The sequence below is a fragment of the Halorarius litoreus genome (assembly GCF_024362405.1).
Lineage (GTDB): Archaea > Halobacteriota > Halobacteria > Halobacteriales > Haloarculaceae > Halorarius > Halorarius litoreus.
In genome coordinates, this window is sequence record NZ_CP101454.1 from 2,825,261 (window position 1) to 2,851,211 (window position 25,951).

Annotated in this window: 29 protein-coding genes; 11 read left to right on the forward strand and 18 right to left on the reverse strand. The window is 67.2% G+C overall.

Annotated elements, in window-relative coordinates:
• Window positions 1-6: 6 nt before the first annotated feature.
• On the forward strand, window positions 7-1,179 hold the full coding sequence (locus tag NL126_RS14840) for a M24 family metallopeptidase (RefSeq protein WP_255195661.1): 1,173 nt from the start codon (window positions 7-9) through the stop codon (window positions 1,177-1,179).
• On the opposite strand, the gene NL126_RS14845 is transcribed toward NL126_RS14840, so the two are convergent.
• Window positions 1,176-1,586: a type IV pilin domain-containing protein gene (locus tag NL126_RS14845; RefSeq protein WP_255195662.1), complete on the reverse strand. Its 411-nt coding sequence runs from the start codon at window positions 1,584-1,586 to the stop codon at window positions 1,176-1,178. The two genes, NL126_RS14840 and NL126_RS14845, sit on opposite strands and share 4 nt — an antisense overlap.
• A 163-nt stretch (window positions 1,587-1,749) precedes the next feature.
• Here NL126_RS14845 and NL126_RS14850 point away from each other — a divergent pair, with 163 nt between their 5' ends.
• The 3 genes from NL126_RS14850 to surE all read left to right on the forward strand — a co-directional run bounded on the left by NL126_RS14850 (window position 1,750) and on the right by surE (window position 4,714).
• Window positions 1,750-2,475, forward strand: a complete 726-nt coding sequence (locus NL126_RS14850; RefSeq protein WP_255195663.1) for an NAD(P)-binding domain-containing protein — start codon at window positions 1,750-1,752, stop codon at window positions 2,473-2,475.
• Complete coding sequence (locus NL126_RS14855; protein WP_255195664.1) at window positions 2,472-3,863, forward strand: small ribosomal subunit Rsm22 family protein; 1,392 nt, start codon at window positions 2,472-2,474, stop codon at window positions 3,861-3,863. The genes NL126_RS14850 and NL126_RS14855 overlap by 4 nt, the downstream gene beginning before the upstream one ends.
• A gap of 68 nt (window positions 3,864-3,931) precedes the next feature.
• Window positions 3,932-4,714: a 5'/3'-nucleotidase SurE gene (gene surE, locus NL126_RS14860; RefSeq protein WP_255195665.1), complete on the forward strand. Its 783-nt coding sequence runs from the start codon at window positions 3,932-3,934 to the stop codon at window positions 4,712-4,714.
• 12 nt (window positions 4,715-4,726) lie between these two features.
• Here the strand turns inward: surE and NL126_RS14865 are convergent, their stop codons facing one another.
• From NL126_RS14865 to NL126_RS14875, 3 genes are read right to left on the reverse strand one after another with little or no spacing between them, the layout of a single operon-like run.
• Window positions 4,727-5,251: a hypothetical protein gene (locus tag NL126_RS14865; protein WP_255195666.1), complete on the reverse strand. Its 525-nt coding sequence runs from the start codon at window positions 5,249-5,251 to the stop codon at window positions 4,727-4,729.
• Window positions 5,252-5,269: 18 nt separating this feature from the next.
• Entirely contained in the window at window positions 5,270-5,431 is a 162-nt protein-coding gene (locus tag NL126_RS14870) for a DUF2071 domain-containing protein (protein ID WP_255195667.1), read from the reverse strand.
• Window positions 5,432-5,479: 48 nt separating this feature from the next.
• A complete protein-coding gene (locus NL126_RS14875; RefSeq protein ID WP_255195668.1) occupies window positions 5,480-7,090 on the reverse strand; it encodes a CocE/NonD family hydrolase in 1,611 nt (536 codons plus the stop codon).
• Window positions 7,091-7,387: 297 nt separating this feature from the next.
• Here NL126_RS14875 and NL126_RS14880 point away from each other — a divergent pair, with 297 nt between their 5' ends.
• Window positions 7,388-8,044 carry a hypothetical protein gene (locus NL126_RS14880; protein WP_255195669.1) on the forward strand — a complete coding sequence of 219 codons (657 nt, stop codon included), beginning with the start codon at window positions 7,388-7,390 and terminating at the stop codon, window positions 8,042-8,044.
• A gap of 167 nt (window positions 8,045-8,211) precedes the next feature.
• Here the strand turns inward: NL126_RS14880 and NL126_RS14885 are convergent, their stop codons facing one another.
• The gene (locus NL126_RS14885; RefSeq protein WP_255195670.1) at window positions 8,212-8,628 is read right to left on the reverse strand and encodes a PIN domain-containing protein; all 417 of its coding nucleotides are present in this window, start codon (window positions 8,626-8,628) and stop codon (window positions 8,212-8,214) included.
• A 9-nt stretch (window positions 8,629-8,637) separates the two neighbouring features.
• Complete coding sequence (locus NL126_RS14890; protein ID WP_255195671.1) at window positions 8,638-8,868, reverse strand: hypothetical protein; 231 nt, start codon at window positions 8,866-8,868, stop codon at window positions 8,638-8,640.
• A gap of 525 nt (window positions 8,869-9,393) precedes the next feature.
• Between NL126_RS14890 and NL126_RS14895 the strand changes: the two genes are divergently transcribed.
• Window positions 9,394-9,639 (forward strand): AbrB/MazE/SpoVT family DNA-binding domain-containing protein, encoded by a 246-nt coding sequence (locus tag NL126_RS14895; protein ID WP_255195672.1) that lies wholly within the window; start codon window positions 9,394-9,396, stop codon window positions 9,637-9,639.
• On the forward strand, window positions 9,636-10,022 hold the full coding sequence (locus NL126_RS14900) for a PIN domain-containing protein (RefSeq protein WP_255195673.1): 387 nt from the start codon (window positions 9,636-9,638) through the stop codon (window positions 10,020-10,022). The genes NL126_RS14895 and NL126_RS14900 overlap by 4 nt, the downstream gene beginning before the upstream one ends.
• A 193-nt stretch (window positions 10,023-10,215) precedes the next feature.
• Here the strand turns inward: NL126_RS14900 and NL126_RS14905 are convergent, their stop codons facing one another.
• Both NL126_RS14905 and NL126_RS14910 read right to left on the reverse strand, forming a co-directional pair.
• On the reverse strand, window positions 10,216-10,521 hold the full coding sequence (locus NL126_RS14905; protein ID WP_350355457.1) for a chorismate mutase: 306 nt from the start codon (window positions 10,519-10,521) through the stop codon (window positions 10,216-10,218).
• A complete protein-coding gene (locus NL126_RS14910; protein WP_255195674.1) occupies window positions 10,479-11,324 on the reverse strand; it encodes a shikimate kinase in 846 nt (281 codons plus the stop codon). Before NL126_RS14910 ends, NL126_RS14905 begins: the two co-directional genes overlap by 43 nt.
• A gap of 200 nt (window positions 11,325-11,524) precedes the next feature.
• Between NL126_RS14910 and NL126_RS14915 the strand changes: the two genes are divergently transcribed.
• Entirely contained in the window at window positions 11,525-11,968 is a 444-nt protein-coding gene (locus NL126_RS14915) for a DUF5796 family protein (protein WP_255195675.1), read from the forward strand.
• A complete protein-coding gene (locus NL126_RS14920) occupies window positions 11,968-12,210 on the forward strand; it encodes a DUF7508 domain-containing protein (RefSeq protein ID WP_255195676.1) in 243 nt (80 codons plus the stop codon). Before NL126_RS14915 ends, NL126_RS14920 begins: the two co-directional genes overlap by 1 nt.
• Here the strand turns inward: NL126_RS14920 and NL126_RS14925 are convergent, their stop codons facing one another.
• From NL126_RS14925 to NL126_RS14940, 4 genes are read right to left on the reverse strand one after another with little or no spacing between them, the layout of a single operon-like run.
• Window positions 12,211-12,345 (reverse strand): DUF7128 family protein, encoded by a 135-nt coding sequence (locus NL126_RS14925; protein WP_255195677.1) that lies wholly within the window; start codon window positions 12,343-12,345, stop codon window positions 12,211-12,213. It abuts the gene before it with no gap.
• Between the two features lie 51 nt (window positions 12,346-12,396).
• A complete protein-coding gene (locus tag NL126_RS14930; RefSeq protein WP_255195678.1) occupies window positions 12,397-13,062 on the reverse strand; it encodes an ABC transporter ATP-binding protein in 666 nt (221 codons plus the stop codon).
• Window positions 13,055-14,122: an ABC transporter permease gene (locus NL126_RS14935; RefSeq protein ID WP_255195679.1), complete on the reverse strand. Its 1,068-nt coding sequence runs from the start codon at window positions 14,120-14,122 to the stop codon at window positions 13,055-13,057. Before NL126_RS14935 ends, NL126_RS14930 begins: the two co-directional genes overlap by 8 nt.
• Window positions 14,119-15,084, reverse strand: coding sequence for a hypothetical protein (locus NL126_RS14940; protein ID WP_255195680.1), 966 nt, complete (start codon window positions 15,082-15,084; stop codon window positions 14,119-14,121). Before NL126_RS14940 ends, NL126_RS14935 begins: the two co-directional genes overlap by 4 nt.
• A 93-nt stretch (window positions 15,085-15,177) precedes the next feature.
• Here NL126_RS14940 and NL126_RS14945 point away from each other — a divergent pair, with 93 nt between their 5' ends.
• Window positions 15,178-17,283 carry an AAA family ATPase gene (locus tag NL126_RS14945; protein WP_255195681.1) on the forward strand — a complete coding sequence of 702 codons (2,106 nt, stop codon included), beginning with the start codon at window positions 15,178-15,180 and terminating at the stop codon, window positions 17,281-17,283.
• Between the two features lie 9 nt (window positions 17,284-17,292).
• On the opposite strand, the gene NL126_RS14950 is transcribed toward NL126_RS14945, so the two are convergent.
• From NL126_RS14950 to NL126_RS14970, 5 genes are all read right to left on the reverse strand, one after another.
• Complete coding sequence (locus NL126_RS14950; RefSeq protein WP_255195682.1) at window positions 17,293-18,000, reverse strand: class I SAM-dependent methyltransferase; 708 nt, start codon at window positions 17,998-18,000, stop codon at window positions 17,293-17,295.
• Between the two features lie 102 nt (window positions 18,001-18,102).
• Window positions 18,103-20,907, reverse strand: a complete 2,805-nt coding sequence (locus NL126_RS14955) for a DEAD/DEAH box helicase (RefSeq protein ID WP_434084168.1) — start codon at window positions 20,905-20,907, stop codon at window positions 18,103-18,105.
• A gap of 62 nt (window positions 20,908-20,969) precedes the next feature.
• On the reverse strand, window positions 20,970-21,728 hold the full coding sequence (locus NL126_RS14960) for a metallophosphoesterase (RefSeq protein ID WP_255198852.1): 759 nt from the start codon (window positions 21,726-21,728) through the stop codon (window positions 20,970-20,972).
• Window positions 21,725-23,299, reverse strand: coding sequence for a hypothetical protein (locus NL126_RS14965; protein WP_255195684.1), 1,575 nt, complete (start codon window positions 23,297-23,299; stop codon window positions 21,725-21,727). The genes NL126_RS14960 and NL126_RS14965 overlap by 4 nt, the downstream gene beginning before the upstream one ends.
• The gene (locus NL126_RS14970; protein WP_255195685.1) at window positions 23,296-24,573 is read right to left on the reverse strand and encodes a Single-stranded DNA binding protein; all 1,278 of its coding nucleotides are present in this window, start codon (window positions 24,571-24,573) and stop codon (window positions 23,296-23,298) included. Before NL126_RS14970 ends, NL126_RS14965 begins: the two co-directional genes overlap by 4 nt.
• Before the next feature lie 94 nt (window positions 24,574-24,667).
• Between NL126_RS14970 and NL126_RS14975 the strand changes: the two genes are divergently transcribed.
• Window positions 24,668-25,324 carry a 2,5-diamino-6-(ribosylamino)-4(3H)-pyrimidinone 5'-phosphate reductase gene (locus NL126_RS14975; protein WP_255195686.1) on the forward strand — a complete coding sequence of 219 codons (657 nt, stop codon included), beginning with the start codon at window positions 24,668-24,670 and terminating at the stop codon, window positions 25,322-25,324.
• 207 nt (window positions 25,325-25,531) lie between these two features.
• Here NL126_RS14975 and NL126_RS14980 read toward each other — a convergent pair whose 3' ends face one another.
• The gene (locus NL126_RS14980; RefSeq protein ID WP_255195687.1) at window positions 25,532-25,819 is read right to left on the reverse strand and encodes a DUF7545 family protein; all 288 of its coding nucleotides are present in this window, start codon (window positions 25,817-25,819) and stop codon (window positions 25,532-25,534) included.
• Window positions 25,820-25,951 lie beyond the last annotated feature (132 nt).

Here is a 25,951-nt window from a genome sequence, read left to right on the forward strand (position 1 = left end):
GGGGGCATGGACCCCGACTTCTCCAGGCTCGACGCGTATCTCGACGACAACGGGCTCGACGGCTACCTACTCAACGCCGACGGCGAGGACTCCGACCAGCGATATCTCTCCGGGTTCACCGCCCCCGACCCGTTCGTCACGCTCTACACCGGCGAGGTCCACGTCCTCGTCTCGTCGCTTGAGTACGGCCGCGCGAAGCGCGAGGCACGCGCCGACACGGTCGAGCGCCACGCCGACTACGACGGCCACGCGAAGATCGAGGAACACGGGCTGACCGAGGGGCACCAGCTCGTTCTCGCGGAGTTCCTCGACGCCCACGACGCCGAGGTGGTCGCCGCGCCCGAGGAGTTCCCGCTCGGCACCGCCGACGGCCTCCGGGCACACGGCGTCGAGATCAACGCGGACCACGAGGGCGTCATCCAGCACATCCGCGCGAACAAACTCCCCGAGGAGCTCGAGCACATCCGCGAGGCACAGCAGGCCAACGAGCGGTCGATGGCGACGGCCGAGCGCATGATTCGCGACGCCGACGTGAACGGCGACGGCGAACTCGTCTACGACGGAGAGCTGCTCACGAGCGAGCGCGTCAAGGAGGAGATCGAGGTGAGCCTCCTGCGCGACGGCTGTTCGCTCGACACGACCATCGTCGCGTGCGGCGCCGACGCCGCGGACCCGCACGACCGCGGCTCCGGCCCCCTTCGCGCGGACGAGTCCATCATCATCGACATCTTCCCCCGCGACAAGGAGTCGGGCTACTTCGCGGACATGACCCGCACCTTCGTCAAGGATGAGCCGAGCGACACCATCCAGGACTGGTACGACCTGACGCTCGAAGCACAGGAGGCTGCACTCGACGCGCTCGGTCCGGGCGTCTCGGGCAGCGAAGTCCACGCCGCGGTCTGTGACGTCTACGAGGATGCCGGCTGGCCCACTCTCCGCTCGGACCCCGAGACCGAAACCGGATTCATCCACACGACGGGCCACGGTGTCGGCCTCGACATCCACGAGTATCCTCGGGTGTCGACCGCAGAGAACGAACTGGAACCGGGCCACGTCGTCACCATCGAGCCCGGCCTGTACGACCCCCAGTACGGCGGCGTCCGCATCGAGGACATCGTCGTGGTCACCGAGGACGGCTACGAGAACTTCACCGACTACGAGAAGACGCTCGTCGTCTAGGCGTCCGGCCCTTCCCAGAGCAGAATCGTCGCGGAGCGCTGTTCGCCCTTGGTACTCCAGACGAGGCGGACGGTTTCGTCAGAATCTACACCTTTGACCTCGGCAAAATCACCTGTCGTGACTCTTCCACTTCCACTGAAATCACCAGTGGTCGCATCATATCCGTCCCCGGTCACCACCCACTCAATCTTACTCTGCTCAATCGCGTCGCCTTGAGTATGCGTTACCGTCAGAGTCCCTGGTGATGTCGAGTCGTACGCCGTATCGAAGTCCACGACCGGCGCTGCCTCGTTCCCGCCCTCGTACAACCCCAGCGTGAACGTCCCGATGACCGCTGCGAGGATGACCGTGATGGCGACCATCAGGATGACTCCGATGACCGGGGAGACGGCGTCCGCGTCCGTCATCAGTGCCCGGAGTCGCAGCGTGTCCCGGTCGGTACGTTTCATGCGTGGAATAATACCAGCCATCGACGGTTCTTAATAATCTCTTCCGAATCGAATCGTGATTCCCTTCCCCGCTCGGCGTCGAACGAACGCCTTTTGCACCGTGCGACGATACCCGAGAGCGATGCGATTACTCGTCGTCGGTGCGGGTGAGATGGGCCGCTGGCTCGCCGAGAGCCTCGCGCCCCGGTTCGAGGTGGCCGTCGTCGACACGGACCCGGCGGCCGCCGAGGCCGCCGCGGCCGCACTCGACGCCCGCGTGGCCGACGCCGACGAGACGTTCGATGCCGTCGCGTTCGCGGTGCCGATGACTGCCGTCGAGGAGGCGGTCGCCGCACACGCCCATCGTGCGGAGCGCGCCCTCGTCGACGTCACCGGCGAGATGTCGGCGTCGCTCGACGCGATGCGCGAGCACGGCCCCGACCTCGAACGGCTGTCGACCCATCCGCTGTTCTCGGCGTCGAACGCCCCCGGCAACGTCGCAGTCGTCCGTGACTCGACGGGGCCGGTGACCGACACCATCGTCGAGGCGCTCGCGGCCGCGGGCAACGAGCCGTTCGAGACGACCGTCGAGGAACACGACCGCGCGATGGAGACCGTGCAGGCGAAGGCCCACGCCGCGGTGCTGGCGTACGCACTGGCGGCCGACGACGTCCGCGAGGAGTTCCACACCCCGCTGTCGGGTCCGCTACAGGAGCTGGTCGACCAGCTCGTCGACAACACGCCGCGGGTGTACGCGGAGATTCAGGCGACGTTCGATGGCGCCGACGACGTGGCCGAGGCCGCCCGCCGAATCGCCGACGCCGACACCGAGACCTTCGCCGAGCTGTACGAGGAGGCGTCGCGATGAACGCCGACCAGCGCGCCGCCGTCCTCGACAACGCCCGCTACCTCCGGAACGTCCGCCCCATCGACCCCGAGGAGATCTTCGAGTACGTCGACGGCCAACCCCACCCGGCGGTCGTCCGGCAGGTACTCCGCGAGCACGCCGTCGACCTGGGGCTCAGCGAGCAACACGACGGGACGTTCGTCCCGGTCGAGGACGGGCCGCTCTCGGTCGAGTTTCAGGGCGTCACCGCGTTCCCCGAACGGTTCGGACGCGTCCTCGAGGACCTCCTCGTCGGCGAGTTCGGTGCCGGCTGGCCCGCCGGCGAGTCGGGCGAGGAACTTCGCGACACCGTCCGCAAACTGAAGACCGACTACTTCGCGCAGAACCCCGTCGAGTACGACTACCGGACGGCGCTCGCGTACGCGCTCTACCATCTCCCGGACTACTACGCCGCGGTCCAGTACGTCCTCGCGCGGCTCGCCCGCGACGGCCTGCTCCCCAATCGACTGCGTCTCCTCGACGTGGGTGCGGGCGTCGGCGGCCCGATGCTCGGCGTCAACGACCTGCTGCCCGACGACTCGCTCGTCGAGTATCACGCGGTCGAGCCCTCCGCAGGGGCCGACGTGTTCGAGGCGCTCGCCGCCGAGACGCGCACCGGGTTCCAGACGCACCTCCACCGCACGACCGCTGAGGCGTTCGAGCCGGACGGCGAGTTCGACGTCGTGCTGTTCGCGAACGTCCTCTCCGAACTCGACGACCCCGAAGCCGTCGCGAGTCGGTACATGGAGGCAGTCGCACCCGACGGCTCGCTCGTCGGGCTCGCGCCAGCCGACCGGAACACGGCCATCGGCCTCCGCGAGGTCGAACGTTCGCTCGAGGCCGACGGCTACGGCGTCTGGGGGCCGCAGGTTCGCCTGTGGCCGAACCGCCGACCGACCGACCGTGGCTGGAGCTTCGACGTCCGGCCGGACCTCGACGTCCCGCCGTTCCAGCGTCGGCTCGACTCGGCGGCCGACGGCGAGTTCGTCAACGTGGACGTCCAGTACGCGTTCTCCGTGGTCCGCCACGACGACGAGCGGATGGTCGACCTCTGGGCCGACTTCGACCGGTTCGCCCCGTTCGCCGAGAGCGAGTCACACGTCACCGACCGGGTCGACTGTCTCGCGCTCAAACTCTCGCACGACCTCTCCGAGGAGGGGAACCCGCTGTTCAAGGTCTCGGACGGCTCGGAAACGACGGACCACTACGCCGTGGTCACCCGCGAGTCGATGCTGAACGACGCGCTCCAGCGTGCGGACTACGGCGACGTCCTCGTCTTCGAGAACGTCCTCGTGCTGTGGAACGACGACGAGGGAGCGTACAACCTCGTGGTCGACGCCGAGACCGTGGTCGACCGGGTCGCCGGGTGAGGCTCGGGCGACCGACGCCCGACTCCGCCGCCGAGTAGCTTTTTGCACCCCGTGGCCCTCCCACGGGTATGGAGATACTGCTGACGAACGACGACGGCATCGAGGCCGACGGCATCCGCGTCCTCTACGACGCCCTCTCGGACCTCGGTGACGTGACCACCGTCGCGCCCGCGACCGACCAGAGCGCGGTCGGCCGGATGATGTCCTACGAGGTCGACGTCGAGGAGCACGACCTCGGCTACGCCGTCCACGGCACGCCGACCGACTGCGTCGTCGCCGCGGTCGGTGCACTCGACATGAACCCGGACCTCGTCGTCTCCGGCTGCAACCGCGGCGCGAACATCGGCGAGTACGTCCTCGGCCGCTCGGGAACCGTCTCCGCCGCCGTGGAGGCTGCGTTCTTCGGCCTGCCGGCTATCGCCGTCTCGCTGTACGTCCCCGTCGGTGAGGACATCTCCCGCAGCGACTTCCCGGTCGAACACCACGAGTACGCCGAGGCTGCTCGTGCGACTCGGTTCCTCGTCGAGCACGTCCAGAGCGCCGGGGTGTTCGAGCAGGCCGACTACCTCAACGTCAACTGCCCGGTGCCCGGCGACGAGCCCGCGCCGATGGTCGTCACTCGCCCCTCTCACGTCTACGACATGGACGCGGAGCGCGAGGGGACGACCGTCCACCTCGAAGACCGCATCTGGCAACGAATGGCCGACGGCGACATCACCGACCCCGAGGGGACCGACCGACGCGCCGTCGTCGAGGGTCGCGTGTCGGTGTCGCCGCTCACCGCCCCACACACCACCGAACACCACGAGGCGCTCGACGGGCTCGCGGCGGGCTACAACGGCCAGGACTGACCTCAATACGCATCAAACGCAGACCGACTCCCGCTCGCGCCACTCGTGGGCGATGTCCGTCATCAACAGCGCGTCGTCGAACGCCACGCTCTCGGCTGGTAACGCCTCGAAGAAACTCGAGGAGACGGACTCGACGTCGAGCGGCGTCACCGCCCAGTCGAACGCACAGAGCTCGATGGCGTCGAAGCCGTCCCGGCCGGGGGAGAACCCGAGCGACCCCTCGCGGAAGAACCGCGAGGCGTCCTCGACCGAACCGAACACCGAGTCGTCGGGGAGCGCGTCGGTCGTGCGGCCGGCGACTGACACCGACACCTCCCCGTCGTCGCTGTGCATCGACACCGCGTAGCGGTCCGCTGCGGACAGGGAATCGAAGCTCGCACGGTGGTACTCGCCCGCGAACAGTCGGCCACCGAGCAGGGTGTTCAGCCGGGAGTCGGAGTCCCGCCGTGGGACGTACACGCCTGCTCGGCGCTCGCCGTCTTCCGCCCACTCGACGGCGATGCGATGCGCGGCGTTCTCCGAGGTCGTGCCGAACACCGACGGGACGTACCGGGGTCACTCGTCGACGAGTCGAATGAGACAGATGCCGCCGATACCCCAGCCGTCGACCGTCTGCGGTTCGAACGGCTCGGGCAGTAGCTCACGGAGTGCGTCCGGCTCGACCCGGTAGTTGGCGAGGATGCGGCGGTCGATGACGCCGCGGACAGCCGGGAGCATGCCAGCCATCCTCATCGGAGCGACAAAAACCTCCGGTCGGTGTCCGAGCTACCTGCTGCGTGGACCGTTCGCGCCGGGTCGTCCCAGCGCCCGTTGCGTCGGATAGCGGATGGTGGTCGCGTCGTGGTCGACCTCGACGCCAGCCGACTCGCGTGAGGTGGCGTGCCCGGAGTCGGAGGTGGCGACGACGAACCGGAGCGTGTCTCCCGCCGCGAACCTGCGGTAGAACGGCTCCATCGCCACGGTCTCGGAGACGGTCGTGCCGACCGCGCCCGTGAGCCGGGTCGGCGTCACCTGACCGTCGATGAGCGTCGCGCCGTCGTTGGTGACGTGGTACGCCTTCAAGAACAGCCGGGCCTCGGGCCCGAGAAGGGTCGCCGTCAACTCGACCTCCGGCGCACCGAAGACGGTCGTGTCGCGTTCGATGGGGATGTCGATGCGCATCGCTGTCGCCTCGGTCGCGTCGCGGTCCTCGGGGGAGAAGTGGCTCGTGGAGGTGGGTGCGACGCTGTTGATGATGGGCGTCGACCCGCTCCCGAGTACGTCGGAAACGGTGAGCGAGGGGTCGTCCCTCCCGACGGGTTCGATGTCGTCTGCGGGCCGATACGTGCCCGTCTGCTCGTCGAACACCTCCACGACCGGGCGGTCGCTTTGCCCGTCGCCTTTCAGGTGGGTGTCGAGCCACGCGAGCGCCGCGGCGTCGGTGTGGGCGTTCCCGGGAACGAGCCCCGGCCCGGCAACGTGCCCGCCGTTGAACAGCAGCAGCCGCGCGTCGGTGCCCGTCTCGCGGAGCCCGCGGAAGTTGGCGACGGCCTCCTTCGGCGTGAACAGCGTGTCGATCCACCCCGAGATGAGGAGCGTCGGGATGTCGATGTCTGCCAGCTTGTGCGACGGCGAGCGAGCACGGAACCACGCCTCCTCGTCGTCGGGGATGTCGTTGGTCGCGAGCCCCTTCACGAGCGCCTCGTGAATCCGGGGAGAGAGCCCCTCCGTGTCGTAGGTGTCGGGATGGTTGTTCCCCCCGGCGGTCACGCCCCGGGAGCCTGCGGTACCGAGTCCGAACAGTGCCGCAGCCCAGCCGACCTTCACCACACCGTCCTCGTAGTTCTCTGCGCCGTCGAGCGGTCGGCCGTTCGGCTCCAGCGAGTACCGGAGGTCGTGCCAGCACCACCGCGGGACGATGGCGTCGAGCCGGTCGTCGACCGCAGCCGTATTGAGCTGGATGCCGCCGGCGTACGACTCGCCGTCCATCCCGACGACGGGGTCGTCGCCGTCGGCACGGACCCGAGACTGGTCGGCGAGCCACGTGATGAGCGCCTGGGCGTCTTGCACCTCGTTCGGGCCGTCGACACCCACCTGTCCCTCGCTCTCACCGAAGCCACGCGAGTCGTAGGTGAGGACGACGTAGCCGTTCTGGGCGTAGGTCTGTGCGCGGGCCTCGGCCGTCGAGCGGTCGAGCCCCCAGCCGTGCGTCATCAGGAGAGCCGGATGCTCGTCGGAACCAGGTGGGCGAAACAGCGTCGCGGCGAGTTCGGTGCCGTCCCAGGAGTCGATGCGGAGGTCGCGCGTCGTCACCGCGGCCGACGCGGTGCCGGTCGCGAACGTGCCGGCGAGCGCGAGCCCTCCGGCCCGGAGTGCGTCACGGCGTGTCAGGTCCATAGGGGTCGATGTTCACCCCCGAGTAAGGCCCTCCTGCCGCGGGTGTCCGGTGATTTATCATTCATCCCGTCGCGTGGCCCACTCAGCAGTGTTTCGAGGGGAGGCGCGTTCGGTTGGCGCGGGCACGCGGCACGGGTTCCCTCTGCGACGACTCGCGGAAGCATGCCCTGAGCGTTCCCACCCTGGCCGTCTCGGGTTTCGAACGCTGGTTCCCTCCTGTTGGGACTCAGCTCTACTGCCTAACCATGGTGGCAACGAACGTACACCTATGGCCCGGAACGATTCGGAGGTGGGTGCATGACCGAGACGACGACCACCACCCGCGGTCGAACGCCGTTGCAGACGCTCGGCGACTATCTCTACCACGACAACGTCTTCGTCCGGTTCGTCACACTGTGGCTCGTCCTCATCGCCCTGTTCACGAGCACGTGGTACGTCGCGTACTACCTCCTCCCCGAAGGCCTGCTCCGGTCGTCGAACACGGCCAGGCTCCTCCCCGAGTACGCCGGCTCGGTGTGGGCGGAGTTCCTGGTGATCTTCGCCATCAACCTCTCCATGGTCGCCGTCGTCGCCGCGGTGAACACGTTCCGGTCGCTCCGAACACCTGCGGGCTACGTCGTCGTCGCGGTCGTCTGGATACAGGGCGCAATCACGTGGGGGACGAACTCGCTAGCCATCGAAGCTGGCCGCCTCGCCCCGTCGCTGACGGTCGTCCTCGGACGCAGCGGCATCTTCGAGCTGACGGCGTACGTCGCCGTCGCCGTCGCCACCCGCGAACTGATGCTCTGGCATCAACGGGGTACACCACGCTGGCGCGAGGAGTTCGAACGCGTCCGATCTCCCCGTGACTGGCAGCTCTCTCGAAACGAGTGGCTCGTCTTGCTCGCAGGCATCGCCCTCCTCGCGCTGGCAAACTACCGTGAGGCGGTGATGGTCAGTCGAGTCGTTGGGTGAGGGGAGCGGCCCCGCGGTTCATCGTGCGCGAGTTGCCCAAAAGACGGCTGGAACTGCCGTAGTCGACTACCCACTCTCGCGCTGCTCTACCTTGTTCAACTCGATAGAATCCACTATGCACGAGGACGTAATTTACTACTCACTCACTTGCTTTGGGAGGTGTATCTTCACAGTGTATCGAACGATTCGACAACCTCACCCGTCGTGAACACTGGCACGAGGTCTTGGTCATCGAAGTCCGAGTCGTCGCTCCACACACCTGCGTCCCGAGCGAGCGCACAGGCCACGTACAGCACGTCGTCGGGGTCGGTGTCACCTATCGCATCTTCGGCCTCCTCGATGTGCGGGTAGAACTCGCTGGCGGGAACCGTCTCGATATACTGGAACAGGAGGTCGATAAACTGTCGAACCCTGTCCGAACTCATTCCTGACTTCTCAACGATGAGGTCTTCGTAGTTCCCGATTTCGTCGTGAACAACTTCAGGTGTCAGGAGTTCCGGTTCGAGCGTGACGATGAGTTCCCGAGCTTTCGAGTTAGCGATGAGCGCAGAGATGACGACGTTCGCATCGACGACTAACTTCATCCGTCAGAACTACTCCGACTCTTCTTCGATGCGCTTCCGTGCGCTCTCGTTGATTTTGGCGGCGAGTTCGTCAACGTCGGCGTCGGTGAGGTCGCTCTCGGCGGTCAGTTCGTCCATCAGTTCGAGTTTCTCGATTTTGTTTCGGATGGCCTGTCGAGTGACCTCGCTCCAGTTTATCTCCGGGTGCTTCTCCATTCGCTCTTTGAGCGCATCGTCCACGTTGACGGTAATAGTGGGCATACAGAAATCTATGGGAACACAGAATACTGTGCCTTTCGGTGGCTGAAATAGGAGCCACAACTCAGGTCTGCGAGAAAGCGCCAAATAGTCAAACAACGAACCAATAGTATGGAAAAGGAGTATTCCAAGTTAGACGTTCTCCGTGGAGCTTCGGTCACAGCAGTGGTACTGATAATGCTCCCAACGGCGGCGATTCTGCTGGTTACTGCTCTTCTCGCTCGTGAATATGCCTCTAGCTCTAATCAGGCCGACTCCACGCCCAGCCGAGGTTAGCATGTTCTAGGTCACAGCTTCCGTTCTCGCTAATCGAGCGGCGAACCAACTGAACAACAACCTGAATATTTCTAAATCGAAATCAGGCGGTAAACGTCTAATTACACTCGTTTAGTGCTATCTAGACTCCCTTTGCTCCACCTTGTTCAGATAGATGAGATCCACCATACGTACTCTTGAAAAGATCTTGTTGGAACCATCAATCCCAAGCTGATGGTAAGATTCTTCATTTGTGGTACCGTAGTCCTCTCTATGTCAGCAGAGACGGATGCACAGGGACGGCTGTACATTCCAAAGGAGGTACGCGAGAAGTACGGCCAGAAGTATCACATCGTCATGTACGAGGACAGAATCGAGCTGATTCCGGTAGCGGACGATCCACTCGCCGCTGTCCGCGAGGCAGCAGGCGAACTTCACGATGCATCTGTCGAGGAGATCCGAGAGGACATCGAGGCGGAGGCGAAAGGCGAAGCTGAGGAAGCCGGCGACGACAGATGACGGTGTACGTCGAGACGGATTTTCTGCTCGCACTCGCCAAAGATACCGATTGGTTACAGAGTTCCGCGGAGGACGCCCTTGACGAGTACGACGTCGAAACGTCACCGCTCTCGTACCTCGAACTCCTCCTCGCCCGGGAACGCTACGAGTTCGACTACGTTCCACTGGTAGCAAACCTGCTCGAACTCGTCCCTGTGCGAAACGAGGAAGAGAAACAGATAGTGCTGAAAGCCGTCAACTACTACGACGAGGGAATGACGCCGTTTGACGCCTTCCACGCAGCTACTGCGGAAACGCGTGGGGTGGACGTGCTCTCGTCCGAGAAAGACTATGAAGAGATCGAGGTCGAACGAGTCCCACTCGAACCAACTGACGAGGAATAGCTTCGGACAGAGGAGAGAGTACCAAGTGAGCGAAGCGAGGTACTCGTGGCGGGTGTCGTGACCGCGTGTGTAACGGACTTAGTCGAATCTTCCGGCTGCTCGTCGAGTCCAAGAGTTCGCAAGGTGGCGTCGAGAATCGACGCATCCGCCTACTAATCTCTTGCTATAAGTCCCGTAACAGTCGTTTTGTCGGCTACCGAGACTCCCGCTGTTCTACTTTGTTCAACTCGATGAGCAGCCGGAACACCGCTTTCACGAGGTTCGAGTCGACGTCGAACCGCTCGGCGTTCTCGCCAGCGCGGTCCATCACGGCCTCCTCCTGCCCCTCGTCGGTCGTGGGGATGTCGTTCTCGCGTTTCACCTGTGCCACCGATTCGGCGACGTACGTCCGCTGGGCGATGAGTTCGACGATCTGTCGGTCGATGTTCTCGATCTCCTCGCGGAGTTCGTCGAGGTTCATGTCGTCCGTGCGCCGTCCGTCTGTGTCTGTGTCAGCCATGTCGTACCCTCGTAGTCGCGCCATCGTTCTTCGACCCGTTCCAGCGCCTCGCGGTTGCCAATCGCGGTATAACTCGGTCCCGTGCCCGACAGCGAGACGCCCGCTGCATCTGGGAGGGCGTCGACCATCGGGGTCGTCGGGAACTCGAGTGCCCCGCAGAACGCGAAGCCGTTGACCGTCATGGCGGTCGCGTACCGTGAGTCGAGCGCGAGTTCCTTGACCAGTGCGGCCATCGGGGCCACGCGCTCACACCGCGAGACGTCCGCATCCGCCGAAAACGCCTGCTCGTCGGGCGCGTAGACGAGCACGCTGTAGTCGAGTACCTCTCTCGACAGGAGTTCATCGTTCGCGTTGTCCGTCACGGTCACCCCGCCGAGCATCGACGCGGAGGCGTCGTCGAACGCCCCCGTGACCGTCACGCCGGCCTCGCGGGCGGCATCGACGCCGATGCGGCAGGCGTCTTCTCGCCCGAGGTCCGCATCGAGCGCGTCGAGCGTTGCCAGCACCGTCGCGTTCGCGGCCGCCGAGGAGGACTTCAGGCCGCCGGCCATCGGCACGTCGCTCTCCGTGCGGACGTGGCCGCCCTCGCCGTCGCCGAAGCGGTCGACGACGCGGCGGACGCAGGTCTCGACGAGCGTGGTGTCCGCATCTGGTGCCTCAGCTATCTCGCCGGTCACCTCGCCGGAGTCATCGAGCGTCACCTCGGCGGTGGTGTACTCGTCGATGGCGAACGCGGAGCCGTAGCCCGTGGCGAGCGCGTTGAGGACCGTCCCTGCGGCGGGGGCCCTCGCGGAGCCGTGCATCACGCGACACTCTGCCACGATGCGGTAAAGCGGTGGCGGTCGGTGCCGGGTTTGCGAGGAGCGTGGCCGAGCGTAGCGAGGCCACGTTACAGCGAACGGCGACCGGAGGGAGCCGTGAGCTGCGTAGCCGAGCCACACGCGAGCCGCGTGGTACACCTCGGGTGCGAGCCGTTTTTCCCCGCGGCCGCCGAACTCCGGGTATGAGCCTGCGGAACGACATCGCGCCCGATACGCTCCCGATCTCGCTGGAGCCGGAGGGTATCGAGGTGCAGTATCAGGACGACCGGAGCGTGTTCTACCACGGCGTCCCGAAGAAGGCCGAGGGGAGCGTCATCTCCGGGCCCGGCAAGGACGTCCACGTGCTCGTCACCGACCCGACCGAGGAGGAGGGCGTGATGGTGTACGTCAACGACCGCAAGACCCACGACGAGATCTTGGAGTCGTCGGGGGTGGGTCGCATCGTCATCGACCGCGGCGAGACGGAGTCGGTGTTTCCGGGCGTCGAAGCGTCGAATCAGGGCTACCGTATCGAGGTCACTGCCGACCCCGAGCAGGCACGCGGCCGCGTGTTCGTGTTCGTCGAGGACGAGCTCTCGGAGCAGAGCTACGAAATTGTAACACCTGACACCGAAGACGACGACTGATGCCGCTCCAGAAACGCTGGGAGTCGCTCGACCGCCGCGTCGTCGGCAAGGCACCCAACCGCTACGGCGTCGTCGAGTTCGGTGACGGGTCGGGAACGGTGCTCGCCATCGAGACCGGGGTGCTCCGCGACGTGCTGAAGGAGGCCGTTGCGTACGGCGATTATGCGCAGGTCCGGTGGCAGGCGGCACAGGACCGCGCGCACGCTGACCGTCTCGCCGACGAGCACCGCGACCGGCTCTGATTACTGGATATACGCTGGTTCCTCGTGGTCGCAGGCAGTCTCGTGGTCCTCCGCGTCCACCTTCAGGTCGAACATCATCCCACAGCCCTCACAGACGTACCACGTCGTCCCGTCTCGTTGGGTCTGCTGCACCATGTGCTATCTTCTACCACGCTCGGCAAAAGGCGTTTCTCCGCCCCTCGGTGGTCACTCCTCCGCGAACGTCGCCCGGCAGAACGCTTGCGGGGAGTCGATTTCGGTCACGTGAGCGGTCGCGACCTGTCGACCGTCACGTACGACCGTCACGCGGTCGACCGTCGGTCCGAACGCCGCGAGGTCGTGGGTCGAGACCACGACGCCGTGGCCCGCGTCCCGGTAGTCAGCGAGGAAGGCGACCAGTTCGTCACGAGTCACGTCGTCGAGCGCCCCCAGTGGTTCGTCGAGCAGGAGCACGTCGGGCTCGCGTGCCACCGCGAGCGCGAGGTCGAGCTTTCGGGCGAACCCGCCCGAGAGGTCACCCGCCACGCGCCCGCGGACCACATCGAGCCCGAGTCGGTCGGTCACCTCGGCGAGCCACTCGTCGTCGGCGCCGACGAACGCGCCGAACGTGTCGAGGTTCTCGGCGACCGTCAACGCGGGATAAAACGAGGGCGTCTGGAACGCACAGCCCACGGTGCGGTCGTCGGGGACCCGTATCTCGCCGCCGGACGCCGGTGTGAGCCCGAGCACGAGTCTGAGGAGCGTCGTCTTCCCACTGCCGTTCGGCCCGACGAGCGCGTGACACTCGTCGTCGCGAAACGCGAGGTCGACGCCGTCGACGGCGACCACGTCGCCGTACCGCTTTCGCACCCCAGTGAGTTCGATGTCAGGCATGGCGTTCGTACCCCTCGATGGCGAGTTTCAGCGGGACGAGCGCGACCACGACGAGCACGAGCAGGCCGACGACCCAGAGCGCGTACTTCTCGATGCCGTGGCCCTTCAGCGCACTCCCACGAGCGAGGACGACGGCGTAGTGGGTGGGGACGCGCCGGATCACCTCGCGGCGCAGCGGCGAGAAGAACCCCGCCGGGTAGACGACTCCCGAGAACGCGAGTACCCCGAACAGCACCAGCACGTTCAGCAGGCGCCCCGTGGTCGAAAAGCGGGTGGCGAGGGTGATTGCGGCCGCGACCGCGCCACAGGCGAGGAACGTCGTGGCGTACGCGACGAGGGCACCGGGCGCGACCACGAGCGCGTCGTAGCCGAACCCCCACGCGGCCGCCTGGAACACCACGATGGGGACGGCGAGGAGGGCGCCGAAGAACAGCAGCTTTCCGCCGACGACCGCCTCCAGCGAGGCCTCGACGCGGAGCCGGTCGAGTGCCGGCTCCTCGGCCGCGAGGTTGTACGGGAGGTAGGCGAACGCGAACGTCGCCACGAGGATGAACAGGAACGTCGGCAGGAGATACGCCGGAAGTCGCCGTTCCTGGCCGAGCGTCTCGCGCTCGACGACGATCCGCTTCTCCAGATTGTCGTTGAGGCTCTGCGAGACCACAGCCGTGAGCGCGCCGGACGGCTCGCGATACGGCACCATGTCGCCGTCGATGGTGACCGTCATCGTCACTTCCGAGACGTTCCTGTCCGAGAGTCCGGCTGGCACGTCGACGACGGCGTAGACGGTCTCGCGTTCGAGCGCGGACACAGCCCGCGAGCGGTCGTCGTAGGCGATGGGTTTCGAGAACAGCCCGAGCGCCGCGGTCGCCACCTCGCGGTCGCCCAGCGTCACGTTCTCGCCCCCGACGACGGCGACCGGGGCGTCCGTCGGCAGGACGTGCTGGAAGAAGGTCGCACCGTAGGCGAACGCCGCGGGCAACAGCACCAGAATCAGGAGCAGCGCGACGACGCGGTGGCGGCTCCACGCGAGTTCCTTCCGGAGGACGGTCCAGAGCGTCATGTCGCGGCCTCCGCGTCGGACTGTGGCTGGGGCTGATTGCGATACAGGCCCCGGATGAGGGTCGGATAGTTCGAGGGCGCGCTCTCGTAGCGGGCGTGGACGACGCGGCCGTCCTGCTGAACACGAATCTTCCGCAACTCGGCTTTCAGCGAGGCGTTCGACGACTCGAACTCGTAGAAGGTGAGCCCGGCGTCGAGGATGGCCGCGACGCTCCCGGCGGTATCGGCGTCCTCGACGGTGACGTTCGTGGTCGCGAGCAGTCGCGTTCCGTTCCGGCGATAGGCGCCGTCGACAACCTCGACGCGCCGGATGCTCTCGCCGACGAACGGGTAGTTCGGGACCGTCTCGGGCTCGAACCGATAGGCGAACCGGGCGAACCCGCCGGTCGCCTCGAACCGCTCGCGGAGCGATCCCGACAGCGAGGCGTTCACGCCGGCAGCGACCGCCAGCGCGTCCCGGACCGCTGTCTCGTTCCCGAGGATGACACGGCCGTCGTCGAGGGTGGCGACCGCGTAGCCGTCACCGACGTGGGCGGGCCGGCCGTGGAGCGTCGTTTGCTGGAGGCTGACGTTCTCGGCGCGCTCGATGGCAGCGGGGAGCGCTGCGGTGTTCCAATCGGCGTGGACGATGCGCGCCTGGTACGAGCCGTTCGCTCGCCCGAAGTACGTCACGTTGTGGACCGCACCCTTCGGACCGTCGTCCCGGAAGGCGTACGACCGGCGGAAGTCGGGCCCCGAATAGAAGTCGACGGCCGACTGGAAGCGGAGCGACTGTCTGCTGGCGGTCGTCGTGTTCTCGTCGGCGCGCATCGGCTGGGTGTCGAGGTGACCGACGTAGTCGGCGGTCGCGGGGACGCTGTCTGCCGGGGAGGACGTCTGGGGCTGGTCGAGCACGACTGCCGCGCCCGCACCGACGACGGCGAGTACAGTGACAGCGGCGGCGACCTGCACCCGGGAAACCATGTCACGCCGTGTGCCGGCGAGTGGCTTGAACCCACCGCCCTCGGACAGCGCCACGGCGGTGGGTTCAAGCGACGCGGCCCCCTCGTGTCAGTCATGACTGACGAGGGGATTCGGCTCCCCGTGAAAGCCGCCGAGAAGCGCGACGCCGGGCGGGGCGTCGCTCGCCTTCCAGAGTCCGCCCGCCGCCGACTGGGTGTCCTCTCCGGCGACACCGTCGTCGTCGAGGGGGCCAGACAAGCGGTTGCGAAGGTGTGGCCCGGCGTCGACGAGGACTGTATCCGCATCGACGCCGACACCCGTGCGAACGCGGGTGTCACGGTCGGTGACGAGGTACTCGTTCGCCGGGTCTCCGTCGAGGACGCCCGCCGCGTCACGCTCGACGTGCGCGGTGAGGTGCCCGACAACGCCGCCCCACTGTTCAAACGCGTACTCGTCGACCGGCCGCTCCACGCCGGCGACCAGGTCCACCTCGAGGGGTCGAACCTCCAGGCCAGCGTCCGCTCGACCGACCCGGACGGCATCGTGAAGGTGACCGAGCGGACCCGGCTCGAACTCGAAGGCGACACGGCGGAGGACACGCCGAGTGCGTCGTCTCGTAGCTCGACGACCTCGACGCCCCGAGCGACGACGGGCTCGCGCGCTGGCGGCGTCGCCTACGAGGACATCGGCGGGCTGGACGACGAACTCGACCTCGTCCGCGAGATGATCGAGCTTCCGCTCACCGAGCCCGAACTGTTCCGAGAACTCGGCGTCGAACCGCCGCGGGGCGTGCTTCTGCACGGCCCGCCAGGCACCGGGAAGACGCTCATCGCTCGCGCGGTCGCCAACGAGGTGAACGCCTCGTTCCGCGTCATCAACGGCCCGGAAATCGTCTCGAAGTACAAGGGCGACAGCGAGGGCCGCCTGCGCGAGGTGTTCGACGACGCGGCGGCGAACCAGCCGGCCATCGTGTTCATCGACGAACTCGACGCCATCGCCGGCGAGCGCGACGAGGAAGCCGACATGGAGAACCGGCTCGTCGCCCAACTGCTCACCCTGCTCGACGGGCTCGAAGACCGGGGACAAGTCATCGTCATCGGCGCGACCAACCGCGTCGACAGCATCGACCCTGCCCTTCGGCGGGGTGGCCGGTTCGACCGCGAAATCGAAATCGGCGCGCCCGACGAGCGCGGCCGCCTCGAAATTCTGGAGGTACTCACTCGCGGAATGCCGCTCGCCGAGGACGTCGACCTCGAACGGCTCGCCGCGCGTACTCACGGGTTCGTCGGTGCCGACGTGAAGACGCTCACCCAGGAGGCAGCGATGGCGGCGCTCCGCGACCGGACGAACCGCGAGCAGCTGTCCGTCACCCGTGCCGACTTCGAGGTGGCGCTCGCGGCCGTCGACCCGAGTGCGATGCGCGAGTACGTCGCGGAGGCTCCGGCCGTCTCGTTCGTGGACGTGGGTGGGCTGGACGACGCGAAACAGGCGCTCCGCGAGGCTGTCGAGTGGCCGCTGCTGTACGGCCCGCTGTTCGAGGCGGCGAACACCGAGCCCCCGTCGGGCGTCCTGCTGTACGGCCCGCCGGGAACGGGCAAGACCCTCCTGGCGAGAGCGCTCGCCGGTGAGACGGGGGTGAACTTCATCCACGTCGCCGGGCCCGAGCTCCTGGACAGATACGTCGGCGAGTCCGAGAAGAGCGTCCGCGAGGTGTTCGACCGGGCCCGACAGGCCTCGCCCGCGATCCTCTTCTTCGACGAGATCGACGCCATCGCGTCCAAGCGTGGCGACGGCGAGGAGGTCACGGAACGAGTGGTCTCCCAGTTGCTCACGGAGATGGACAACGCCGCCGCGAACCCGAACGTGGTGGTGCTCGCCGCCACGAACCGCCGGGACGCACTGGACCCGGCGCTCCTCCGACCGGGGCGACTCGAATCCCACGTCAAGGTGCCCCAGCCCGATGCCGACGGCCGGCGCGCCATCCTCGCGGTCCACACCACCGGCAAACCCCTGCACGAGGACGTGGACCTCGACGCGCTGGCGGGCGAAACCGCGGGCTACTCGGGGGCCGAACTCGCGGCGCTCGTCCGGACGGCGTCGATTCGGGCGATTCGAGAGGTCGCCGACGGACTCGACCCCGACGTGGCCAACGAGCGCGGTGACGACGTGGTGATTCGCCCCGAACACTTCGAGGCGGCGCTCGACGCCAAGTCGAACTGACTCCGGAAGCTATCGTTTCTCCAGTGCGGCCCGGTAGTACGGGTTCGCCGCGTCGTCGCCGTGGTCGACGTCGGCGACGCGCCAGTCCGTTCCGACGACGGCCTCCCGGAGTCGCTCGGGGGAGAATAGCAGGAACAGCAGCTCCCTCCCCACGTCGCCCTCGTACTCGAAGTGGAACACCCGGTGGGCGAGCCCCGGTTCTGGCAGCGGCCGGTACCCGAGGAGCTTCGCCGTGTCCGCCCGCGCCGGGTCGTAGGCGTCGACGACCGCCCGGGCGTCGGGCGTCGTGACACACGCGAGGTCCGCGAGCAGTGCCGAGACGCCACGGAGCGAGCCAGCGAGCCCGAGCTGGGTGCCGATGGCCAGCGCCGACTGGAAACGGTCGCGTGGGAACGTCTCCTGGAGCTCGAACATGTCGACGACGCGGGCGTCGGTGACTCCGTACTCGCGGGCGGTCTCGACGAGGTGCTCGCTCACGTCGGTCGCGACGACCTCTATCCGTTCCTGCAGGACGACGGCGTGACGGCCGACGCCACTGCCCACGTCCAACAACGGGCCGTCGAGCGACTCCAGCAGTGGGTCAGTGCCGTCGTACGGCGTGAAGTAGAACGCCCGGATGGGATGGTCTTCTCTGTCCGCGCCGTCGAGTCGCCACAGCGGCTCGGATTGCTCTCCCTGTGCGAACTCGCGGATGGCACGACCGTATGGGTCGGGCATGGAACGAAGAGGATGCGCGGATATTAACAGCCTTTTGAGGTGTGGTCCCAATTAACGTGTGACACAGTACCATCCTTCGCTGGCGCAGAGTGGATCAGCCGCTCAGTCCCAGAACGACTTCGTCCGCGCGTACTCTCGCTCCCGCAAGAGGATATCCCGGTAGAAATCGTCCTCGTCCTCGCGGAGTTTGTTGATGATACGCGCGGCGTTGTGCGGCCCCACGCCACGGGCTGCGAGCGCCCGAATCGCCTGCTTGCCGTGCGCCTGCACGAGTGAGGCCGACCGGTACGCCCGTCTGGTCATCTTCTCCTGTTCCTCGTCCTTGTCACCGGATTTGACGGCCGACACCACCTCGTCGGCCCACGGGTTGAGCGCGGCGATGCGAGTCGACCCGCACCGCGGGCACTCGGGCTTGTCGGCGATGCGCTTGACCTGGGTCTTCCGCTCCCACTCCTGACAGTGGAGACAGAACAGCAGCATCCGGTCGTTCTCGATGCGCTGGCGGACGGTCTCGATGACCGAGGCGTCGGCGTTCTCCGGCGAGAGCAGTTCCTGGCCCGACGAACGCCCACCGAGACCTACCGGGGTGCGTTCGCCGACAGTCTCGACGGTAATCTCGCGGCGACGAATCCGACGGAGGACGTCCGCCGCTCCCTCCACGTCCAAATCCTCGTGGAGGACTTCGCGCAGCGCCTCGTCGTAGACGGGCGTATCGCGCAGCGCCTCCAGCAGGCGGTCGCGGCCGAAGCCGCGCCCTTTCTTCCAGTTCTTCAGCGCGCCGAACTTCGCGGCGACCTGCGCGAGTTTGAACTTGAGGGCGTCGGCGTTCTTCAACGAGAGTTCGATGAGCCCCGCGACGTGCTCGGGGTCGGTCTCGAACAGGAGTTCGACCACGTCGCCGAGGTGCGTGCCCGACGGGACTTCGAGTTCGATGCGGTACGGGTCGATCTCCAGCCCCACGGACGACCCCGTTCGCTGGCCGATGAGCGCCGACAGCAGTCGACCCAGCGTTTCGTTGACGGTGTGCCCGAACGCGGCGTTGACGACGACTTCCCTCGCGTACGCCTCGACCAGCACCACGTCGTCGGTCGGCATCGGCGCCTCGTGGCGCTCGATGGGGTCGAGGGCTTCGCTCGCGGTGAACTCGTCGGTCGGGTAGTCCTGGGTCAGGCCGCGGGCGACCGTCTCCCGCGACGAGCCGGAATCGAACGCAGCGCGTGTCTCTCCCCGGAGGCGACCGACGTGCTGGGCGACCTCGTAGGGGACGGGAATCTCCGCGCCGACCCACGACGGCACCTCGCCGGCGGGGTCCTCGATGGGCGTCACCTTCACTTGCTCCTCGTCCTCCTCGACCTCGGTGATGCGCCACATCTCCCCGCCCTGGATGAACACCTCGCCGGGGGAGGCGAAGTTGACGACGAACCGCTCGGCGAGCGTTCCCACGGTGCGGCCGGAGGCCATGTCCACGACGCGGAAGTTCGCCTCGTCGGGAATCATCGAGAGATTCGAGTAAAAGTACTGCCACGTCCCCCGCGACTTCTCCAGCCGGTCGTGCTCCTCCTCCAGCCAGATGACGTGGTTCGCCGAGAGTTCGCGGACCACGGATTTGAACTGCTCCTCAGAGAGGTCACGGAAGGGGTACGCACGGTGGACGATTTCGTAACACCCTCGGGCAGAAATCTCGCCGAACCCCATCAGGATGCCACAGATCTGGTTCGCGACCGTGTCGAGCGAGCCGTGATGGATGTTCGCGTCCTCGACCTCGCCGTGTTCGGCCATCCGCGTGATGGCGAGCGCCTCGAACGTGTCGTCCGGGTGGGTCGTGAGGATGGTCCCCCGCGAGACCTGTCCCGACTGGTGGCCTGCCCGCCCCACGCGCTGGAGGAGTCGTCGCACTTCACGGGGTGACTGGTACTGGACGACGTGGTCGACGGAGCCGACGTCGATGCCGAGTTCCATCGACGAGGTACACATCAGCCCATCCAACTCCCCGGCTTTGAACCGGTCTTCCACGTCGATGCGCGCCTCCTTCGAGAGCGAGCCGTGGTGGATGCCGAGGTCCGTGCCGTACTCCTTGAGCCGGGAGCCGAGTCCCTCCGCGGTCTGTCGGGTGTTGACGAACACGAGCGTCGACTCGTTTTCGGTCACGAGTTCGTCGATACGGCGGACCTGTGCGGCCACCTCGGGTTCCGTGACGAGTTCGGAGGCGAGCACCTCGTCACCCTCCTGAATCTCAGGTTGCTCGACGCGGACGTCGATGTCGCTGCCGGCGTCGACCTCGACGATGGTACACCCCCGATTCCCGGTCAGGAACTTCCCGACTTCCACGGGGTCGCCCACGGTCGCCGAGAGACCGATACACTGGAAGTCACCGGAGTACTCGCGGAGGTGTTCGAGGCCGATGGTCAACTGGGCGCCGCGCTTCGAGGCGGCGAGTTCGTGCACTTCGTCGACGACGACGTGGTCGACGTCCTCCAGCGCGCGCCGCAGCTTCTCGCCGGTGAACATCGCCTGGAGCGTCTCGGGGGTCGTCACCAGCACGTCCGGCGGGTCGTCGGCCTGCTGCTGTCTTCGATAGTCGGTGGTGTCGCCGTGGCGCACGTCCACCTCGATTCCCAGTGTCTCGCCCCACCACTCCAGCCGCTCGCGCATGTCACGGTTGAGCGCCCGAAGCGGCGTGATGTAGATGGCCTGGATCCCGTGGGTCGATTCGCGGGTGGAAATCGCCGAGAACACCGGAAGCATCGCCGTCTCGGTCTTCCCGGTCCCGGTCGGGGCGATGACGAGTGCGTGGTCGCCCGACGCCAGCGGGGGAATCGCGCGGCGCTGTGGCTCGGTGGGTCGGTCGAACCCGCGCTCCGAGAGCGCCGCCCGGACGGGCTCGGAGAGCTGCGCGAACGCATCCATCCCCTGCGTATCGCTCACGTCCCCGATTCGAGTTCGGACCGATTAAGCCGCTCGGTGACCGGTCAGACCCGCCGGTAGTCGCCCAGCCGCGTCCCGTCGAGCAGGTACGCCTCTGCCTCGTGCATCCCCTCCGGGAGAAACGGCGAGAGGAACGAGCGCTGCTGGTTGACCCACGTCCCGCCGACGCGGTCGTTGAACGCGGGAAACATGACGAACTCGCCGGCCACGTCCACGGGCTCCTCGAAGTGCTCGCGGAAGGGGTCGGGGTTCACCTGACCGCGGAGCCACGCGCGCTCCGTCCGCCCCCCACCAACCTCGTCTTCGAGCCGGACCTGCGGGTGCTCGTGCGCGATACAGAGCATCTCGGCCTCGACACACTCGCGAGACGGCCACGTGTGCCCGTGGGCGAACCCCACGTCACCGAGGCGAACCCCGGGGCCCTCGGTCACGGTCACCGCGTCGTCGTAGCCGAGTTCCGCCACCACGTCGTCGAGGTCGCCGTCGTGGTTCCCCTTCGCGACGGTCACGGGCACGCGCTCGGTGAGGTCGGCGAACAGCGCGTCGAGTTCATCGCGCTCCTCGTCGCCGGGGTAGCCGATGGCGTTCGAGAGGTCGCCGAGGACGAGCACGCGGTCGGGGCGCTCTCGGTCGACGAGCGAGACAAGTGCCGCCCGGCGCTGGTCGGCGGCCGAGCGGAGTTCGACGCCGTCGCGCCTGAGTGCGACTTCGAGCCCGGCGTGGTAGTCCGCGAGAACGAGGACGCGCTCGGTGCCACAGGTCGCGACCGCCACGGGCTCACCGGGCACCGGCTGGACCATCAGATGGGCTTGAACACGCCGTCGTCGGGCTCGTAACACTGCCCGCTCATCAGCGCGTCCTGGATGGCCTGCTCCACGTCGTCGGGGCTCGCGCCCGTCCGGTCGACGACGGCGTCGACGATGTCGTCGTGGGGGGCGCCGTCACCGTCGTCGAGGTCGGTCATCGCGTCCATCACGGCCTCGTCGAGGTCGACGTCGGCGTCGCCCTCGTCTGTGGCGGGTTCCGGTTCGGCGTCAGTTTCGGGTTCTTCCTCGGCCGCGTCGTCGGCTTCGGCCGCTTCCTCGGTGGATTCGGCTTCGGGTTCCGGCTCCGGTTCGGGTGTCTCCGTGTCTGTGTCGCCGGGTTCCTCGACCTCGTTGCCGGTCGAGAAGCCGCCGAGTTCCTCGGCCTCTTCGCGTTCCTCGTCGGTGAGGACCTCGTCGTCGGGGTCGAACTCGTCGTCCGGCTCGAAGTCGCCGATGTCGTCGAGATCGTCGGACTCGTCCGCCTCCACAGCCGCCGTGTCGGCGGTCGTCGGTTCGGTCGCGGGTTCGGCCGGCTCGGTACTCGGCTCGGGTTCCGACTCCGACTCGGATTCGACTGGCTCAGGTTCGGATTCCCCGGCGGGCTCTGATTCCGATGCCGTCTCGGGTTCGGGCTTGGACTCGGGCCCTACTGGCTCGGAGCTGGCCGCGGTCTCGGTCTCGGGTTCGGGCTCGGACTCGGCTTCGGACGCACCCCTGTCTGCGGCCGTCGACGCTGTCGATTCCGTGTCCTCGGGGCTCGACGCGGCCGTCCCCTCACTCGGCGGCTCGAACCCAGCCTCCGATTCGGCGACGGTCTCGCCCGTTCCGGCGACGGTCACGAGTTCGCGGTCGGCGAGCGAACTCGCATCGCCTGCCCCCTCGTTCGGTGCCACGTCGAGCGACCCGACTTCGTCGACGTCGCCCGCCACCATCGAGAGCGCGTCTTCGGCGAGGTTCTTGACCGCTTCGAGGTAGTCGGGGGTGGTGCCGTAGTGGTCGAGCGCGAGCGGGATGCCGGCCGCGAGCGCCGGGTCCACGCCGTCCGCCTCCAGCGCCTCGCGAAGCGCGTCGCCCGAGAGCCCGGAGTCGATGGCAGCCGCCATCGTCTCGACGCGCTCGATGGTTCGCTGAGCGGCCTGCACGACCCAGCGGTCTCGCGTCGCCGAATCGACCTCGCTGATGGACTCCGGCCTGATGCTCGTGTAGACGCGATTGGAGTCGTCGGGCTGGAACGTGCGGGCCTTCCCGGTCACGGCGAGGAACGCCGGCGGGTCGACGCGCTCGAGGAAGGCGAGCGCCTCTGGCTGGTACTGGCCGGCATAGGTGACGAACGCGCCCGTCGGATCGACGATGCGCGCCCGGAGCATCTCCTCGTTGACGGGCTCGGTCTCGGTGAGCACGCCGACGACGAACAGGCGGTTGACGCGGGCGCCGGTCGGGGTGACGACGTAGTTCGGCGCTCGCTCCTCGTCGCTCTCCGAGTACGAGAAGTCGGCGTCGTCGAACTCCGCGGCGAACAGGCGATGGGCGACCTCTCGACGGCCGGGGGCCGAGCCACCGGCGCTCATGATTGCACCTCCGTGAGGACAGCCGCGGCACGTTCGGCTGGGTCGTCGTCGGTCTCTTCGAACGTCGTGGCGTCGAGGTTCGCACCGTAGTCGTCGACCGAGAGCTGGCCCCGCACTCGATACTCCTTGCCCACCAGTTTCTCGGCGATGGCGTCAGCGACGACGGACTTGTCCATCGCGTCGCGAGCGTGTTCACGGGCGTCGTCGAGCCCCCCACCGTACACCTCGGCGGTGAGTTCGTCGTCGAGGACGACGGTCACGGTTCCGGTGCCGTCGTCGAGGATGGCCTTCACGCGGAGGTCGTCCTCGCCCTCTACCGCACCGTGCGAGCGACACTGGCCGTTCTGGACGACGCGGCCGCACTCGGGACAGCGCTCGATGAGGCCGCTACCGTCGCGGACCTCGAGGAGGTTGCCGGTCACGACGACGTCGAACGCGCCACCGGAGTCGACGGCCTCACGGACGCCCATCTCGGGGGCGCTGTCGGCCGTCTCGACGTCCTCGCCGAGCGCGATGACGTGCGAGAACTCCGAGACGTTCACCGAGGGAACGCCTCTGAACTCGCGGATGTAGGCGTCCTCGATGCGGACGCTCGCGCCCTCTTCGAGTTCCGAGTGGGGGTCCCAGTCGGTGAACGGCAGTTTTCCAGACGCGTCGGCGAGTACGCCTGAGAGAATCTCGGTCTCGCCGTCGCGGCCGCTGATGGTCTTCTCCTCGCACTCCAGCACGCGGACGACGACGTTCCGGCCGCGGTCGCCCGGCTGGAGATCCGCGAGGTCGCGGTCGCCGCCGACCTCGTACGGGACGTCGAGCTCCTCCTCTTCGAACACGAGGGTCGTCGACTCCCCGAGGTTGAGTTCGGGTCGCCCCTCCCACTCGCGGACACCGGCGTTGCCCGCGGTGATGGTGTCGCCCTCCGTGAGGTCGAAGTCCTGCCACGCGGTGTACGAGATGGTACCCGTGGCATCGGCGAGTTCGCCCTCGAAGATGGTCTGGTCCTCTCCCTGATACCGGATGGAGCGCTGGCCGACGGTGAGGACGCGCGCCGTCACGGTGACGTTCGAGTCGTCGGGCGTCACCTCGGCGATATCCTTCGTCGTCGGTTCGCTCCCGCCGCCACCGCCGGAGCCGCCGCCGTACTTCCGGCGGAGCGATTGTTTGGCTTCGTCCATCGGCACGGAGTAGCTGACGAGCTTCTCCAGGTCCTCTAAGACCTCCTCTTTGTCTACGCCGAGGTCGGAGGCGAGGTCCTCGGCTTCTGCTTCGAGACTCATCGAAGAGGCGTTCGCCCCCACCGGTCAAAGGGTTTACCGCTGTCGCGACACCGAGCACCGCAAGCCGTATGCACCACGCGATGGACCCGTCGGTATGCACGTCCGGGTCAACGCGGCGATGTCCGCAGACGGCAAGCTTTCGACCCGTCGCCGTGAACAGGTCGCCATCTCCGGCGAGCGGGACTTCGAGCGCGTCTACCGGATGCGCGCCGAGTCCGACGCCGTCGTCGTCGGCGTCGGGACGGTACTCGCGGACGACCCATCGCTACGCACACACGACGAGCAGCACCGCGAGGCGGTCGGGAAGACCGGCCGACCGGCGCGGGTGGTCGCTGACTCCCGTGCGCGGACGCCGACGGACGCACGGGTCCTCGACGGCGAGGCGACGACGTACCTGCTGGTGAGCGACGCCGCTCCCGACGAGCGGGTCGACACACTCCGAGAGCGAGGCACCGAAATCGTCCGCGCGGGCGACGACCGCGTGGACCTCGCGGGCGCCTTCGCGACACTCGACGAACGAGGCGTCTCTGAGCTGATGGTCGAGGGCGGTGGCGAACTCATCTTCTCGCTGTTCGAGGCCGGGCTGGTCGACGAACTCTCGGTGTTCGTCGGGAACGTCGTCATCGGGGGGCGCGATGCGCCGACGCTCGCGGACGGCGAGGGGTTCGTCGACGCGTTCCCCGAACTCGCGCTCCGCGAGGTCGAGCGACTGGACGAGGGGGTCCTGTTGGTGTGGGACGTAGAGGGCTGACAGGCGGCGCGCGCCCAATCAGACTCACCTTCGCGAGTCGGTGCGCCGCACAACTGCCTCGGCCGACCCGCGACCGCTCTCAGGTCACGGGGTGGGTGGCCGCCCTCCGGTACTTGAACCTTCGGCGCGCTAGAGGGGATTCGGCACACGGAGTCGCGAGCGAGCCGCTCGCGGTGTGAGCGACGAGCGAAGGGTAGAATCTGGTGGTTAGTGCTGGTGGCCGGTCAGTTCGGCGTAGCTCGTGCCGAACCGCTTCTCGAACAGGTCCATCGTGAGCTGTTCGACCTCTTCCAGTTTGGGGTCGACGCCGCCCTCGGCGTGGTGGACGGTCGCGTGGATGCGCTGGGCACAGCCGAACATCGCGAGGTCGCCGACGACCTGTGCGGCGGACTCGTCGCCCTCGCGGAGCATGTCGACCAGCTCTGTGGGGAGCGTGAGCGTGTCGTCGCCGTCGTCGCCGTCGATGCTGAGCTCGACCGTGTCGGTGTCCGTCATGGCACGGACGAGGGTAGCGGAGATGAAAGGTCTGTGGGTTCCGGGCTCGGCGGTCGTCCGGCCGGGGTCGTCAGTCGTCGCCGATTGGCATTGCGGCGACCCGTCAGTCGTCGCCGATTGGCATTGCGGCGA